Below are 15,408 nucleotides of genomic sequence, written 5' to 3'. Positions count from 1 at the left end.
AAGTAGTACATCTTTGACTTTTAGGAACCCATGGTTTATGGTTATTTGATTCAATTTTGAAGCCAATATGAGTTTTTCGTATTAAGTGTTTTCTATGGCGAAGGAGATTTTACGGGTAGGAAAAATTCACAAGAGAGGGCATGGGAATAAATCCACACTTGGGATGTTGAGCCCAGTTGATTTCCTACGTATCCTTATGTTTAATCTATCGATTGTTTTAAAGGAAAATATTCTCTATTTATTTCTTTATATTTCTGGTTGAACGAAAAAAAATAAAGTATGACCAATTACTTAATTATTTCATCGAGTATTAGAACTAATCGTCTTAGCCACCGGGTCGCACTCTTCTTCGAAAATTATATCCAGGAGAATGATCTCGGAACAAGTGAAATTTTCGACCTTGACAAGGCTGACTTTCCCTTATTTGATGAAAGGTTATCAAATAAAAAAAATCCTTCGGATAAAATGCTTCAATTTTCTGAAGATGTTCAAAAGAATGATGCTATTATCATAGTCACACCGGAATATAACGGAGGATATCCTGCTAGCTTGAAGAATGCAATCGACTTATTATATCCCGAGTGGTATAAGAAACCGACAGCTATTGCTACGGTTTCAGACGGTAATTTCGGAGGTACACAAGTTATTTATTCCCTTCAATTTAGTTTGTGGAAAATGCGGGCGTGGGTTGTTCCCGTTCGGTTTCCGGTTCCGAATGTAGATAAAGCTTATAGCGAAAATGGTGTGCCCTCAAATCCTAAACTATCCAACAACAAGGCCAAGGTGTTGTTTGAAGAACTGGACTGGGCAGTGGAAGCAAAGAAAAGAATGGCTGATTAATATTAATACACTTCACTGATAAATGTACGTTGTGGTATGGTAAGTAATTAGAGAATGCTCCAATGGACCAAAAATGTTCAATAATTATCCCTCATAGAAATCAGCCGGAAAGATTAGCTTCCTGTTTGGATAGGTTATTGGAATTAGGGTATGGGAATCATGAAATAATTGTTGTAGAGAATAGTGATTCTGTACCTGATTTTTTGGAAAGATATCCTGTAATTATATGCACCACAAATAAATTCCCTTCACCGTATGTTGCCCGGAATATAGGGATAGAAAGAGCTTCAAAGCCAATTATTACCTTGCTAGATGTTAATTGTCTGGTTGAAAAGGGGTGGTTAGACTCCGGTTTGCAGGAATTGGAAGAAAATTGCATTGTTTCCGGAGTCCCCATTAAACCAGACCCTGAAAAAATAAATAATTGGCAAAAATTTGACTACTTATATTCCTCTTTTTCAGATTTAAACACTAATGAGTTAAAGGCTTTGCCTGCAGGGAACCTGTTCTTTTATAAATCTGCTTGGATAAGTATTGGGCGGTTTCCAGAGGTAAGGTCATTGGGGGATATGTTGTGGACTGGCAGAGCATCTTCAGAAGGTTATAAATTAAAAATTGCAGGAAACTCAAAATTTAAATATTCATTTAAATCAAAGAAGTCTTTTCTGGCAAAATATCGAAGGATTGGTTTTGGTATGGGAGAAAATCGTTTTGTACTAAATTCCAAATGGTATATTATTAAAAACGTTCTTCCCCCTTCTCCTGCATTTGTGAAGAGATTTTGGAAAAAAAATAATAGCGAATCCATGGGGTTAAATTTTTTTGAAATAGTATTTTTCTGTTGGTGTGTAAAATTGCAGTATGCGAAAGGATATTTCAAATATGTCACGAAAGGATAACCCGCATTTGCTTGTTTTGCCGCCATGGTTTGATCTGGGATTTTCAGGGTTATTTGCTCAAATGTTTCATCGGTTTACCGAGGATATTGCGATGCATACTCGTTATAAGCCGGGCTTGATCTATGGCGAATATCACATTGGGCAATTCAATTCTGAATGGATAGAAAAAGAGGGGTTACGATATAATTTTCTGGGGCAAAAAAAGTGGACATTGCCAAAAGTTGGTTTTGGGTGGAAACAGTGGTTGGGTAATTATCGGAAATTATTTCTTAATTATCAAAGGCGTTATGGAAAGCCTGACTTAATACATGCACAATCCATACTTGGTTTGATCGTCGCTGCTAGCTTTAATAGCCGATACGGGATCCCATTTATATATACAGAACACATGTCCTCACTAATCACAGGGGATTTACCGGATAGGCTGTTAAATAAAGCTTTAAGAAGTGCTGTAAGCGCTAATAAAGTAACTGCAGTAAGCCCTGTTCTCAAGGAAAGTATGGAACGTATTTATGGGGTACCCACAGAATATGTTCCGAATTATATAGATAGTGGGTTTTATATCCCGCCAATAAAAATAGTCCAATCGCCTGATTTTATTTCCATAGGCAGTCCTGCGCATACCAAGGGTATGGACCGTTTAATTGAAGCTTTTGGAATTGTAAAAAAGAAAGTCCTGAATGCCAGACTTACCTTGGTTGACGATATTAAAGGTGCGGAGGATTTACAGGATAAAATTAAGAATATGGGGCTTGAAGGTGCAATTCACTTTGCAGGTGCTGTAAAAAGGGAGGGTATTAGATCTCTTTTGCAAAATTCTGCTGTATTGGTTTCCGCTTCCAGAAAAGAGAGTTTTGGCCTTACGATGATAGAGGCTTTATCTTGTGGGATCCCGGTCGTGGCTACCCAGACAGCGGGTTCGGAGTTAATTGTGACAGAAAAGTGTGGAGTCATTATTCCACAAGGGGATATTCAAGAATTGGCAAATGGCATGATCTCCGTTTTTCGTAAACGAAATAATTATTCGCCAAATGAATTACATAATAATGTTAAGGCCAGATTTGGCAAAGAAAAAGTACTTAAGAAATGGGAGGCTATTTATGATGAGATTTTAAATGGTAATTTTTCGAACTCTTGAAGCAATTTTCCATTCTTCACCCTGCCAAATATTATCGCGAATAACTTTGACCGAGTCATAAAGAGCTACAGTAGGGCATATGTGAATGGGCATTCCATACAATACATCGCCTACTTTAATCCCCTTTGCGAAATCACCTTGTATTACCAGGTGTTCCTCACTTTGACCTTTAAAGTTACCATCCTGAATTTCCGGAAAAAATACCCTTTTCTCCAATGGGTTTTCTGCGGCGACGGATTTGTGGCCCAAATCCAGGCAGATTGTATGTTCTTTGGGTTTGGAAATGACTCTTGATACCAGCATCGCGGCGGGTAAAAAAGGTTGTTCCGGACAAATATCGGAATATCCTTTATCCCAAAAGACAAAGGTTCCGGGACTGCACTCTATACCTGGCCTTTCAGCATGAATGGGAAAAGTGGGAGATCCTCCGGCAATTATTTGAAGTTCAATACCCTTATCTTTTATGTTTATTACGGTTTCTTCGACTTTCCGGAAACCTTCATCACATTCCTTTCGCCGTTGTTCGAGGTCGACGGTGTGGATATGACCATCGTAGGCGTGAAGTCCCTTTACAGATATTCCTTTTAATTTAGATAATGACAATACCAGGTCGATGGTTGGATCACCCGGCAATATACCTGTTCGTCCCATACCGACATTCAAATCGATATAGGAATTAATTATAATATTGTTATCGGCAGCTACTTGGGATATGTGCTTTCCTGAGGTAATATTATCCACCAGACAAGAGAAATGGGTGTTGGGGAAATTTGTTATTAATTTGATTAAACGATCCACTTTGGGTCCAACGGGTTGATAGGCTAATAACACATCTTCCGCTCCACAAAGTGCTAACATTTCTGCTTCTGCAATGGTAGCGCATTTAAATTTTTGGATACCTCGATCCATCATCAATTTGCAGACTTCGGGAGATTTATTGGTTTTGACATGGGGGCGAAACCGGTCTACCTCTCCTATCATTTCTACAGCCGATTCAATATTGTGAATTACGCGATCGTAATAAACAACTAATGAAGGGGAGTCTAAGGATTCAATATTGTTAATAGTATACCAGGGCTGGGACATATCATTTTCTTTTATGGGAATCAAATATAATTAAATATCAAATCCTTTTACCAAATCTATTAATTCCTTTCGAAAAAGGTATTCAGCTTCGCTACTGATGCAACTATATCGACATCTCCAGGTTTCGTACCCCCCCTTTTTCATCTCTTCGGCAGGAGGTACATAGCCAATATTCCCATTCGCTAAGCCAATTGTGAAATAGTGATCCCCTATTTCGTTTTTGAGTTTAAGCCCTGTTTCGGCAAAAAATTCACCAGGAAGGGTTCCGAGCGTTAAATCACCTATTTTAAAGGCTTGAATTTTTGCCTCCCGACTATTTGGAAACTCATTAAGTAGTATTTGTTCGCGCGCATAAATTTTTCTCAAATTATCATCGTTGTATTCATACGAATCATAATCACTAGCCATGATTATCTCAGAGGCTCTTTTAATCTCATCTATTCCTGGCTTTCGTGTGTGAATAGGTAAAGGTTTTATTCGTGCAGAAATTTCCGGAAACTCATTCCACCTGGAACCGGAAAATGAACGAAATACGGTATCCGCAATATCCTTTCCAATTAATTCACTTTTAGCAAAATATTCTGTAGGGTATCGTTCCGGTTGCTGAAAGTCCCAAATATTGATATCCCCACTGGTCCCGTTGGTCATAATCCCTACAAAATCACTGTTCGCTTTTAATAATGATTTGATATTTCTGGCAAATACCCCAAAATAATCAGAAGAAATAGTTCCATTGGGCCAATCTCCCACATAATGCAGAGAATAATTACCTAAAACACTGATCCATTCTTCATCAGTTGATTTTACGCCAATAAAACTAACTTCCGGATCCGGATTTGATATGGGGTGATCAATGTATTTTTCCAGGCCTATTGGGTTGGTTTTAATAGAATCTATTAGTCCGTTGACGGGATTAATAGGTCTATATTCTGGTTTCATTTGATATCTTCTACACAATACGTGATCGGGTACTGAAACTTTTCCATTAGTTATTTTAGCAGGCTGTAATTTGTCAATGGCTTGCTCTACAGAAAGCACAATTTTCTCCGGTAGCGTCCGTCGAAAAGCTAAATCAGGCCCTCCCATGTGAACATCTTCTATGGAGCCTGATGCATGGGTGTGCGTGCTGGAGATCATTATGTTTTTATCCGGAATATTGGTCTTAGTAGTTATTTCCTTTTTTACACTTTCGATAAATTCGCAAGACATACTACAAATATCGACAACGATAATTACAATTGTTTCCCAGCTTCTTTGCAGAACCAGAGCTTTGGAATACAAATCATCATGGATGTGTGTGGCGTAATGAGCTACAAAATCTCCATTGATCCTTGTTCCTAATGGAGGCGTTATTTTTACTTGAGCCGCTCCGGCTTTAAAAGATTTTTCGATCATGTATTATTTTTTTTACCACTTAGACACGCAGACCACTAAGAAGCACTTAGCAATTTCTCTTAGTGCGCCTGAGTGATCTCAGTGTCTAAGTGGTTTGGTAATCTATTCCACGCATTTCTCAAAAACCGAATCCAGTTTCCGCTAAAAATATTGTCAATATCTTCATCTGAATACCCCCTTTGGGATAGCAATGTTTCATATTTTTGTAAATCGCCAATTGTGTTCATATCCCAGGGTGATTGTTCTGTTCCAAAGATACCGTCAAGATCACTCCCAATGCCGACGTGTCTTGTATTGCCTGCAATCTGACAAATATAGTCCCAATGGTCGATCAAATGTTCTAACTTTATATCTAATTGCCATGGATCAGAAACCGTGTCTATGAAACGAATGTCCATAGCCCAGCAGTCCAGCATCCCGCCAATTACAGCTCCGCGTTCTATAAGCCTTCTTATTTGATGATCATTCAGTTGACGTTGGTTGGGTACGATATTGCGTACATTATGATGGCTTGCCCAAATCGGTCCCTGGTACAAATCCAGGGCCTGATCAAATCCTTCGTCTGTTAGGTGTGTAACATCCAGAATTAATTGGTGTTGGGTTCCCACCCATTCATTCATTTTCTTTAAAAGTTCCAGTCCCAAAGGCGTTATTGGACCTTCCATTTTTGTGCCTGGGGCATACCTTCCCGGTCCAAAATGGGATAGTCCTATTGCCTTTAACCCATATTCTACTGCTTCTTCCAAATATGAAATATCAACCAATGAGTCTGCTCCTTCCAAACTTAATATATATCCTATCGGTTTGCTCACATCCGGCAAATCACTTTCCCACAATTGTATGTGATTTTCTAATTGGTTAATGTTGGTGATCTGCGTCATTTCTCCGCACTTTTCCATTTCACGGTACCAGGTAAGTTGGGCCTGGGTCATGGCCCAGGCTTGCTGAGGTGAATGCCAACCCGGAAGACCACTTGTGCGCGGGGTATATCTTGCAAGTTGCGTAGCTACAACCAATCCTATTTTACTGTTCCTCATTTCGGGCAAGCAAACGGTACCGTTTCCCCGGTCCGGTTTATCTGTCATATTTCTTTCCCGTTCACGAATTTCATCGATCGGACGGCTAAGATCCCGGTTCCACTCCATGGCATTCATAGCCAGGTCGAGGTGTGCGTCAAATATTAATTTTTTTGGTTTCATATATCTTTTTTACCACTTAGACACGCAGTGCGCTAAGATTCACTAAGAAAATTACTAAGTGGATCTGCATGTCCTTGGTGCCTAAGTGATTCTTATAAAATGGCAGCAAGAGATTTTGATAAAAACCTAAACCTTATCTTGGAACGGTACTACTTTTAGCACTTTCCTTTACCTCCTCCAACCAATCTTCAAATGGATATTTCTCCATAAGTTCCTTTATTTCATAGCTGAATTTACGTGTCTTTTGATTCCATTTTCGAATATCATTCTTATCATATTTGTAAAATCCCTCTTTTACCTTCATTCCGTATTTCTTCTTTTGTAATTTTTCAACAAAAAAATCTGGCAGTTTGGTGGCATTCGATAACTCTTTGTTTAGTTTTTTCATGACTACCCCATATGCGTAAGTACCCATTACGTCCATATATCTAAAATTTCCGGCAAAGGGCATATACGTTCCTGCATCATTTCTGCAGGCACGATCAATATCTTCCACTTTTGCATACCCCTTTTCAATTAAGAAAAATGCTTCTCGTGCCATTGCTGCTAACATTTTAGAACGAACTCCAGTTTCTCCAGTGATAATATATGGGTCCTTCCCGAGATACCTAATGGCAAATTTCTCCAAAAAATCAACTACGGAGTGGTGGGTTTTTGTGTTGGCAACGAGTTCAAGGAAGAAATTTGTGTGAGCCGGCTCTGTCCAATTCATTCCCAAAATGTTGCCGGGATATTTAGCATCATGTTGAAACCGACTCAACGGAATGTAATTTGTACAAATACCAATTATCAAATCTTCATTAGTATTATTTTCGATACGGTTGATAGTATCTTTGTGATAGGTTTCTGTATCGTTGTCAGTAAGAATAGCCAAAAAGAAAGGCTCTTTATCAGATATCTCCTGAATGTATCTGATGGATGGTTTACATTCTTCTTTTCCTGTTTTTTTGATATCCTCCAGATGTATAAGGATTCTTTCTTTAACCATAAGGGTGTTAGATACCACTGAAACCGGAAAACCGGCTTTAGCAAAATTGATACTTACACTTGCGGTTAAATAGCTGTTGCCAATAACAAGTACTCTATTATTAGATAAGTTTTGGTCAAATGTTTTCATTGGTTTGTTTTACAATGTTTTCATTACTTTCTTTGCAGCTTCTATTGCCTGATTTACATCATTCTTCGTGTGTGCAAAACTGATGTACCAAAGACCCCTTCCAATAATCCGAATACCTTCGTGGTGCATACCGGCAATGAATTTTTTCAACTTGGTATTGTCGTGATGAAGGGTATCTCTGTAGTCATTGAGTGGTGCATGATCAGAAAATCCTGTAAAGACCATGGGCCCCGGTCCACTTACAACCAGGTTTTGTCCGGATTCCTTGCCTGCATTCAGGAGGCCTTCTTTTAACATCGTACCCAGTTCAAATAATTTTTGATGGTCGTAATCCTGTTCAATTACTTCTAGCGTGGCCAAAGCAGCTGCTACAGGTACGTTACCCGAATTCAAAGTACCTGCGTGAATTACGCTTCCTTCTTCGAGTACTTTCATCCATTTCTTTTTCCCTACCAATGCACTAAGGGGAAATCCATTGGCTATAGCTTTGGCAAAAATGGAGAGGTCGGGTGTAATACCAAAGTATTTTTGTGCTCCCCCCGGTGACATCCGAAACCCGGTAATGACCTCATCAAAAATAAGGGCAATATTGTATTGGGTGCAAAGATCTCGAAGACCTTGCAAAAAACCACTTGAAGGAAGTATACAACCCTTGTTGCACATAATAGGTTCTGTGATAATGGCAGCTATTTCACTTTGGTTCTTTTCAAGTTTTTCTTTTACAAGGTCAAGATCATTCCAGGGTAATATGTGAAATTCTTCATTAACCCTGTCGGGGAGTCCTTGTGACCATGGGAAGGCATGGGGGTATTTGCGCGATCCCAGGTCTTCGGGGGAGGGTTGTGACAAGCCCCAGGAAACATTGTCCAACCATCCGTGATAGTGTCCTTCAAATCGGATGAATTTCTTTTTCCCTGTTACTCCTCTTGCTACTCTCAATGCTGCCTGGACGGCTTCCGAACCGCTAAGTGAGAATCGTATAAGTTCTGCGGAAGGGATTAGTTTTTGCAATTTTTCAGCTAATTCCAGTTCTTGTATATGTTGGCCTGCAAACAATTGTCCGTTTTGAGCATATTCGTGGGTGGCAGCTAAAACCTTTGGATGGGAATGCCCCAGGATAAGAGGACCCTGACTAAGGGTGAAATCCAGAAATTCATTTCCATCTATATCGTAGATTCTACTGCCTTTCCCATGAGAATAAAATAATGCATGAGGATAATTGTACTTTCTAAATTCGGATGATACACCTCCGGCCAGTACTTTTTTAGCCCTTTCAAGGAGGTCCTTTGATTTTGTGTGATTATGTATTTTCATAGGAAAGTTGTCAATGATCGTTATTTTCAATATCTGAAATGTATTTTTCTGTCAGGTGAAAAATTTCTCTGCTAAAATCCGCAAATGCTTGATCCCAGTTTTTAGCTTCTTCGGGCGAGTAATTATACAGGCCTTTTTGATTGTGGATCCCCCTGGCATTATTATCTACTATGGATTCCATTACTTCAGGTACAGCTTTTGAATTACTCAGCATCGGAAGTAATTGAGCCAATTCTTCCCCAAAGGATTCAACACCGATGTAGTCCATTCGTTCGAAAAGCCCCATTATAGAAATCCAAGAACCGACGTCGTAGCGAAAAGCCTTGTCCAGGTCATCCAAATCGGCCACACCTGCTTCGTATTGCGCCAGGCCTTCCCTATATACTGCGTACATTAACCGATTTGTTATAAAGCCCCTTATGTCTTTGCGGAGCAATGTGGGTTCTTTATTCCAGTTTTCAGCCCATGCGACAAGTTTTTCAGCATATTCAATTTCCGTTTTATCTCCACAAGTAACTTCCAGAAATCGGGTAGAAAATGCGGGCTCTGCCCAGTGTAACCCCAAAAAGCGTCCGGGGTGTTTTAAATGCTGCTGAAGTTGGCTAATGGGGATGGCGGAGGTATTCGTCCCTATAATTGCTTTGCTGGAAACAACGCTTTCTATTTTATTGTAGACTGAGATCTTAATCTTTTCTTCCTCAATGACACATTCGATAACTAATCTACAATCTTCTAGCATTGCATAGTTCTCAGTGATAAGTAGATTTTCAAGATAATCATTTAAGGGTTTGTCTAATAGCCCTAATTGTTGGCACTGGGTCAATTGGGATTGAAAAATTGTACTTGCTGTATTCAAATCGCTTGGAATTGAAGCTATAGCAACTACGGGATGGCCTGATACCAGCAAAGTGGTAGCGATGCTTGTTCCCATGAGGCCCAGACCAACAACACCGACTTTAGTTTTTCTGGCAGGTTTGATATCCGAAGGTCGTTTTTTCATTTAATCAATTTGTAAAGACAAAGCTTATTTGTTTAATATTCTCATTTTGGTCTTTATTAACATCATAATACGCTAGATCTTTTATTAGGTAAGGGTAAATTAATCTTCACTATTTACTATATAAATTATTCATCTGCTATAGCTTTTTACCAAAAGATCTCATTTAACTTAAATAATAATACAAAGGTAATTTCGATTTGAAGTCCCATCTACTACTTTTATGTATAAATGCTATACTATTTTTTAGATATAATAAAGGTTTGTATTCGTTAGTTTCTTTTATTGGTTGGGTGTGATTGTTTTGTGTACAGGGATGTCCAAATGTGAAATTCAAATGAGTAGTTTTTATTGTATAAAGTTGATTACTAACTGTATATAGGTAAATAATATTGAAGTTTAATGGTCGAAAAAATAGAGTGTGTTGTGGCTATATTGCAGAATTATCTGTTTTATTCTTTGCTGTTTGAAGGTTATTTGATGGATCGAAAACAGGTTTTGAAAAATAGTATAAGTAATGTAAATAAAAGTAGTAGCATTGTGTATCAGGCCTTTGTAAGTTTGTATCGTTGATTTTATTACAAATTTTTAAACCTCGGTGTTATGAAGACAACTTTAATTCATATTATTCTTCAAGTGGGAGTATTTATACTCTGCTTATTTACAAACCTTACAGTGACGGCACAGGAAAGCCAGGGGCAGGTAACGGGGAAGGTTACGGATCAGGCCGGTGAACCCCTGATAGGCGTCAATGTGCTGGTGGAAGGCACGAACAATGGGACTTCGACGGATTTTGAAGGTGAGTTTACATTGCAGAACGTGAAATTGGATTCAGATGCCCTGGTAATTAGTTATATAGGGTATAAAACAATAACATTACCAATCAGTGGAGAATCGAACATGACAATCACTTTGGAATCTGATTCTGAAGTGTTGGATGAAGTGGTAGTTGTGGGGTATGGGTCGCAGTCTCGGGAGGAATTGACAACATCTGTTACCAAGTTAGATGAAAAGGTATTAGAGAATGTTCCATATGCTAACGCCGCGACTGCTATGCAGGGCGCTGTTTCGGGAGTTAGGGTTCAAACTACTACAGGCCAGCCTGGAGCATCTCCACGTATAATTGTGAGAGGTGGGACTTCTATCAATAACCCAAATGGAGCTTCACCTCTATATGTTATAGATGGTGTTATTAGGTCGAATATGGATAATATTGATGCTAACGATATTGAATCAATACAAGTACTAAAAGATGCTGCGTCTACAGCTATTTATGGGGCAAGGGGATCAAATGGAGTAGTAGTTATAACGACTAAATCCGGAGAATCAGGAAATAATAAAATCAGTTATAATTATAATCTAATGTTTTCGCAAGTAGGGAAAACATATGATATGGTTCCCGCTCGTGATTTTATTAAATTCTACAGGCAAGGGGTTGTTGCTATTTCGAGAAAAATTCCTGAAAGATTAAGTTTATTAGATCAGGCCACTCCGGGAGGTACTGGAAATGACCTTACAGCAAATACATCCTATACAACTCAATATTTAACTTCAGAAAATGAACACAAATTGAATGAAGGATGGGAAAGCATGCCTGATCCGGTAGATCCATCCAAAACTATTATATTTAAAGGCACAGATTGGCAAGATGTACTTTTTAGAACTGGTGTTTCTCACGATCATTCATTGTCATTTTCGGGAGGGAATGATAAAGGTACTTTCAATTTAGGTTTAGGATATTTAGATAATGAAGGCACTGCAATAGGTACTTTCTACAATCGATTTTCTTTGAATTTTAATGGCGATTTAAAAATTAGAGATGATCTTACCGCATATAGCAGATTGATATTTTCAAAATCGTCACATCGAGGTGAAGGATGGGGTTATGAAAGGGGGCAAGCTATTGCACCTACTGCAAAATATAGACTGGAAGACGGAACCTTGGCCAGAAATGCCCATCCTTCATATAGAAATCCCGAGTATTATAATAATTCCCAGGACATTAAAAATGGTGAAGATAACTTAACTATTGCAATAGGTGCTGATTGGGATATTTTACCTGGGTTGTCATTTGAACCACAAATATCTATGTTTAGTACTGCAATAAATGAGCGGTTTTTTCAACAAGCATCATACATTAATAGTCCTACAACATTTGTGGATACAAGAACAGCCACAGGATATCATTCTAATCTTACGCAATACCAGGCTGATGCGATTTTGTCCTATATTAAGTCTATTAATAATACGCATAATTTCTCGATCAAAGGTGGATTTTCGTATTTTAATAGAGAGAATAGTTCTTTGGACGCTAGGGGACAAGGTGCTGCATCTGATTTGATACCAACGTTAAATGCGTCGGCTGTCCCAGTATCTGTTAGTGGCTTTGAATCACAACAATTGATTTTAGGTTATTTTGCTAGATTAAACTATAATTTTGACCAAAAATATTTAGTTTCTTTAAACGGTAGATATGATGGGGCTTCTAACTTAGGTGAGAATTACAAGTGGGGCTTTTTTCCGGGAGTATCATTAGGTTGGAATTTACACCGTGAAGATTTTTGGAATACATCTGATTTATTATCCCGATTGAAATTGAGAGGTAGTTATGGTGTCAATGGAAATATTTCTGGTTTAGGAGATTATGAATCACAAGGAGTTTATAGTGTTGGAAGGCAGTACGGAGGTAATTCTGCTATTTTAAATACTGTTTTGGCCAACCCGCAACTTCAGTGGGAAAGATCTAAAACAGTTAATTTTGGAGTTGATATTGGCTTGTTTAATGATAGAATAAATATTATTTCAGATATCTATAGTCGAATAACAGATAATTTGTTGACAAGCCTCCCATTGCCACCCACAACTGGTTTCAGTAGTATCAGAACAAATTTGGGGAGCTTGGAAAATAAAGGATTTGAAATTGAAGTTATGTCAAAAATTCTTCCATCAACATCTGATTTTCAATGGGATTTGTCATTTAATGCTTCATTTGTGAAAAATAAAGTTGTTGAATTACCTGATAATGGAATAGAGAATAATAGGGTTGGGGGTTATTATTTGTGGGATCCCTCCATTAATGATTATTCCTGGCAAGGAGGAATTCAGGAAGGACAGGCACTTGGTAATATCTATGGGTTTGTTCAAGAAAAAATATATGCAACGGATGAAGAAGCTATGGAAGACCCCGTTGTGGATATGATAGTGACTGTTACAGACAAAACAAAATACGGTGGTGATGTTAAGTGGAAGGATGTTGATAATAATGGGGTTATTGATTTAAGAGATCGTGTCTATATGGGAAATGTGTATCCAACTTGGACTGGTGGTATTTCAAACTACTTTAATTATAGAAATTTCACTTTAGGTATTAGAATGGATTATACAGTAGGGCATACTAAATATGACTGGTCCAGAGCATTAATTTTGGCTGTATATGGCACGAGAAGTGGTTTAACATCAGATGTGTATGATTCTTGGCAGGAGCCAGGTGATAATGCTTCGTATCCTCAAGTATACTGGGCAGATCAACAAACTCAGAGAAATATAGCAAGGACTCAGGGAGATGTAAATGGAGGGAATTCTATATTTTATCAGCCGGGTAATTTTCTTGCGCTAAGAGAGCTAACCCTATCTTATTCCTTTCCCAAAAAATTGATTGAAAGAACCGGATTATCAAATTTAAGTTTAAATGCAACTGGGAATAATTTACATTATTTTACCAAATTTAGAGGACTGAGTCCGGAGGATGGCGGTAGAGATGCAGGAACTTATCCTATACCTAAAAATGTGGTGTTTGGACTTAGAGTAAACTTTTAAAATAAACGATATGAAGACGTTAAGAATATTTATACCTATAATCATTTTATTTACTATTTCTTCCTGTGATGAAGAACTTAATTTAGAACCAATAAGTAATATTTCAGATGCAACATTCTGGAAAACCCCTGATGATGCTACAGGGGCATTATATGGCATGTATGACAGATTAAGAGTATTAGCCGACAATAGCAGTTTATTATATTGGGGTGATGGTAGAAGCGAAATTATGGGATGGAGTTTTGGAACGGGTCCTAATATTTATTGGGAAAACCTATTAGATGCTAATAATTCTGGAGCAGGATGGAATGGATTATATACCTTAATACATCATGCTAATTTAATTATTAATTACGTCCCGGAAATAGAATTTATAAATGAGAATGATAAGAATAAAATATTAGCACAAGCGTATGCTATGCGCGCCTTTTCCTATTACTGGATTACAAGATTGTGGGGTGAATCTGTAATTATAACTGAACCTACTACAGACTTTTCTCCAGCATCCATACAGAAGGAGAGACGACCTATAGAAGAAGTATTTACATTAATTAAATCTGATATTGATGAAGCACTGATTTTATTCAAAGATAATTCCATTCCAGAAGGTAGATTCGAATGGTCGAAACCTTCAGTAAATACCCTTAAAGCTGACGTATACCTTTGGACAGCTAAAAAATTAAACGGAGGTGAAGCTGATTTAAACAGTGCACTTACTGCTTTGAATGAGGTAGAATCTGCGAACGTTGAACTCTTGGAGGATTATAATAGTATCTTTAACTACGATAACAAAGGGAATAGTGAGATTTTATTTGCTATTCGATTCCAGGAGTTTGAACCTGGTGAAAATTGGGGACGAGAATCTTATATGGCCAATGGTTATGTGCCATCAAATCTTACCCAGGAAAGTGCAGAAGCCATTGGAACAATGGGAACTGTCGGGGGAAATTATACAATTTCCGAATTAGTCAGGTCCCAGTTTAGTGAGTTGGATCAAAGAGGCAATGGAGCTACTTTTAAAGATGTGTATACCATTGAAGATTCAGGTGAAGTTCAATACTACACGACTTTTTGTTCTAAATATGATGGCACTATAACTGGAGGTGTTAGATTATTTGTAGATGATGTAGTAATTTATAGATATGCGGATGTATTATTATTAAAAGCAGAAATTAAGAATGCGCTCGGAGAAGACCCATCTTTGGAAATAAATCAAATCAGGGAAAGAGCATATGGCGAAAACTTTGAGCAATTTAGATTTGAGAATGGAACACGCGAATACAATGATGAAATAATTTTGCAAGAAAGATTACTTGAGTTCTCATTTGAAGGAAAGAGGTGGTTCGATCTTTTGCGTTTTGATAAGGCATTTGAATTAGTCCCTTCACTCCAGGATAGAAGTAGTGATAAGTATTTGGAATTATTCCCCATATCGGAATCCATACTTGCCCTAGAGCCTAAGATTTCACAAAATCAAGGGTATTAAAATATTAACTTTGTTAATCCATAATCCTTTGGGTAATTAGTTTGGAATCGATGTAAGAAAGAATGTGCTTGCAGGAGTATAATATTGATTAAACCCTTGGTGGATAATCAGGGTTAAATAC

11 protein-coding genes are annotated in these 15,408 nt (G+C 38.0%); 5 read left to right on the top strand and 6 right to left on the bottom strand.

Going from position 1 to position 15,408, the window contains the following annotated elements; all coding sequences use genetic code 11:
• Nucleotides 1-279: 279 nt before the first annotated feature.
• From LVD47_RS01270 to LVD47_RS01260, 3 genes are all read left to right on the top strand, one after another.
• The gene (locus LVD47_RS01270) at nt 280-840 is read left to right on the top strand and encodes an NADPH-dependent FMN reductase (protein ID WP_236973701.1); all 561 of its coding nucleotides are present in this window, start codon (nt 280-282) and stop codon (nt 838-840) included.
• Nucleotides 841-902: 62 nt separating this feature from the next.
• Nucleotides 903-1,739, top strand: coding sequence for a glycosyltransferase family 2 protein (locus tag LVD47_RS01265; protein ID WP_236973700.1), 837 nt, complete (start codon nt 903-905; stop codon nt 1,737-1,739).
• Entirely contained in the window at nt 1,702-2,877 is a 1,176-nt protein-coding gene (locus tag LVD47_RS01260; protein ID WP_236973699.1) for a glycosyltransferase family 4 protein, read from the top strand. Before LVD47_RS01265 ends, LVD47_RS01260 begins: the two co-directional genes overlap by 38 nt.
• Here LVD47_RS01260 and LVD47_RS01255 read toward each other — a convergent pair.
• The 6 genes from LVD47_RS01255 to LVD47_RS01230 all read right to left on the bottom strand — a co-directional run bounded on the left by LVD47_RS01255 (nt 2,851) and on the right by LVD47_RS01230 (nt 9,988).
• Nucleotides 2,851-3,987 carry a D-TA family PLP-dependent enzyme gene (locus LVD47_RS01255; protein ID WP_236973698.1) on the bottom strand — a complete coding sequence of 379 codons (1,137 nt, stop codon included), beginning with the start codon at nt 3,985-3,987 and terminating at the stop codon, nt 2,851-2,853. The two genes, LVD47_RS01260 and LVD47_RS01255, sit on opposite strands and share 27 nt — an antisense overlap.
• Nucleotides 3,988-3,993: 6 nt before the next feature.
• The gene (locus LVD47_RS01250) at nt 3,994-5,358 is read right to left on the bottom strand and encodes a neutral/alkaline non-lysosomal ceramidase N-terminal domain-containing protein (protein WP_236973697.1); all 1,365 of its coding nucleotides are present in this window, start codon (nt 5,356-5,358) and stop codon (nt 3,994-3,996) included.
• A gap of 59 nt (nt 5,359-5,417) precedes the next feature.
• Nucleotides 5,418-6,557, bottom strand: a complete 1,140-nt coding sequence (locus LVD47_RS01245; protein ID WP_236973696.1) for a dipeptidase — start codon at nt 6,555-6,557, stop codon at nt 5,418-5,420.
• A 133-nt stretch (nt 6,558-6,690) separates the two neighbouring features.
• Nucleotides 6,691-7,674 carry a 3-hydroxyacyl-CoA dehydrogenase family protein gene (locus LVD47_RS01240; protein WP_236973695.1) on the bottom strand — a complete coding sequence of 328 codons (984 nt, stop codon included), beginning with the start codon at nt 7,672-7,674 and terminating at the stop codon, nt 6,691-6,693.
• Nucleotides 7,675-7,683: 9 nt separating this feature from the next.
• A complete protein-coding gene (locus tag LVD47_RS01235; protein ID WP_236973694.1) occupies nt 7,684-8,988 on the bottom strand; it encodes an aspartate aminotransferase family protein in 1,305 nt (434 codons plus the stop codon).
• Between the two features lie 10 nt (nt 8,989-8,998).
• Nucleotides 8,999-9,988: a 3-hydroxyacyl-CoA dehydrogenase family protein gene (locus tag LVD47_RS01230; RefSeq protein ID WP_236973693.1), complete on the bottom strand. Its 990-nt coding sequence runs from the start codon at nt 9,986-9,988 to the stop codon at nt 8,999-9,001.
• Between the two features lie 600 nt (nt 9,989-10,588).
• Between LVD47_RS01230 and LVD47_RS01225 the strand changes: the two genes are divergently transcribed.
• Nucleotides 10,589-13,801, top strand: coding sequence for a SusC/RagA family TonB-linked outer membrane protein (locus LVD47_RS01225; protein ID WP_236973692.1), 3,213 nt, complete (start codon nt 10,589-10,591; stop codon nt 13,799-13,801).
• 10 nt (nt 13,802-13,811) lie between these two features.
• Nucleotides 13,812-15,287 carry a RagB/SusD family nutrient uptake outer membrane protein gene (locus LVD47_RS01220; protein WP_236973691.1) on the top strand — a complete coding sequence of 492 codons (1,476 nt, stop codon included), beginning with the start codon at nt 13,812-13,814 and terminating at the stop codon, nt 15,285-15,287.
• Nucleotides 15,288-15,408 lie beyond the last annotated feature (121 nt).

The sequence above is a fragment of the Membranihabitans maritimus genome (assembly GCF_021729145.1).
GTDB classification, from domain to species: domain Bacteria; phylum Bacteroidota; class Bacteroidia; order Chitinophagales; family Saprospiraceae; genus Membranihabitans; species Membranihabitans maritimus.
The sequence above is the reverse complement of the archived record's forward strand: the minus strand, read 5'-3'. Positions and strand labels throughout refer to the sequence as shown.

Coding starts and splice junctions, on each gene's coding strand:
- LVD47_RS01245 (WP_236973696.1), bottom strand. CDS start 6,557: ATGAAACCAAAAAAATTAATATTTGACGCACACCTCGACCTGGCTATG.
- LVD47_RS01235 (WP_236973694.1), bottom strand. CDS start 8,988: ATGAAAATACATAATCACACAAAATCAAAGGACCTCCTTGAAAGGGCT.
- LVD47_RS01250 (WP_236973697.1), bottom strand. CDS start 5,358: ATGATCGAAAAATCTTTTAAAGCCGGAGCGGCTCAAGTAAAAATAACG.
- LVD47_RS01220 (WP_236973691.1), top strand. CDS start 13,812: ATGAAGACGTTAAGAATATTTATACCTATAATCATTTTATTTACTATT.
- LVD47_RS01260 (WP_236973699.1), top strand. CDS start 1,702: ATGCGAAAGGATATTTCAAATATGTCACGAAAGGATAACCCGCATTTG.
- LVD47_RS01230 (WP_236973693.1), bottom strand. CDS start 9,988: ATGAAAAAACGACCTTCGGATATCAAACCTGCCAGAAAAACTAAAGTC.
- LVD47_RS01270 (WP_236973701.1), top strand. CDS start 280: ATGACCAATTACTTAATTATTTCATCGAGTATTAGAACTAATCGTCTT.
- LVD47_RS01240 (WP_236973695.1), bottom strand. CDS start 7,674: ATGAAAACATTTGACCAAAACTTATCTAATAATAGAGTACTTGTTATT.
- LVD47_RS01225 (WP_236973692.1), top strand. CDS start 10,589: ATGAAGACAACTTTAATTCATATTATTCTTCAAGTGGGAGTATTTATA.
- LVD47_RS01265 (WP_236973700.1), top strand. CDS start 903: ATGGACCAAAAATGTTCAATAATTATCCCTCATAGAAATCAGCCGGAA.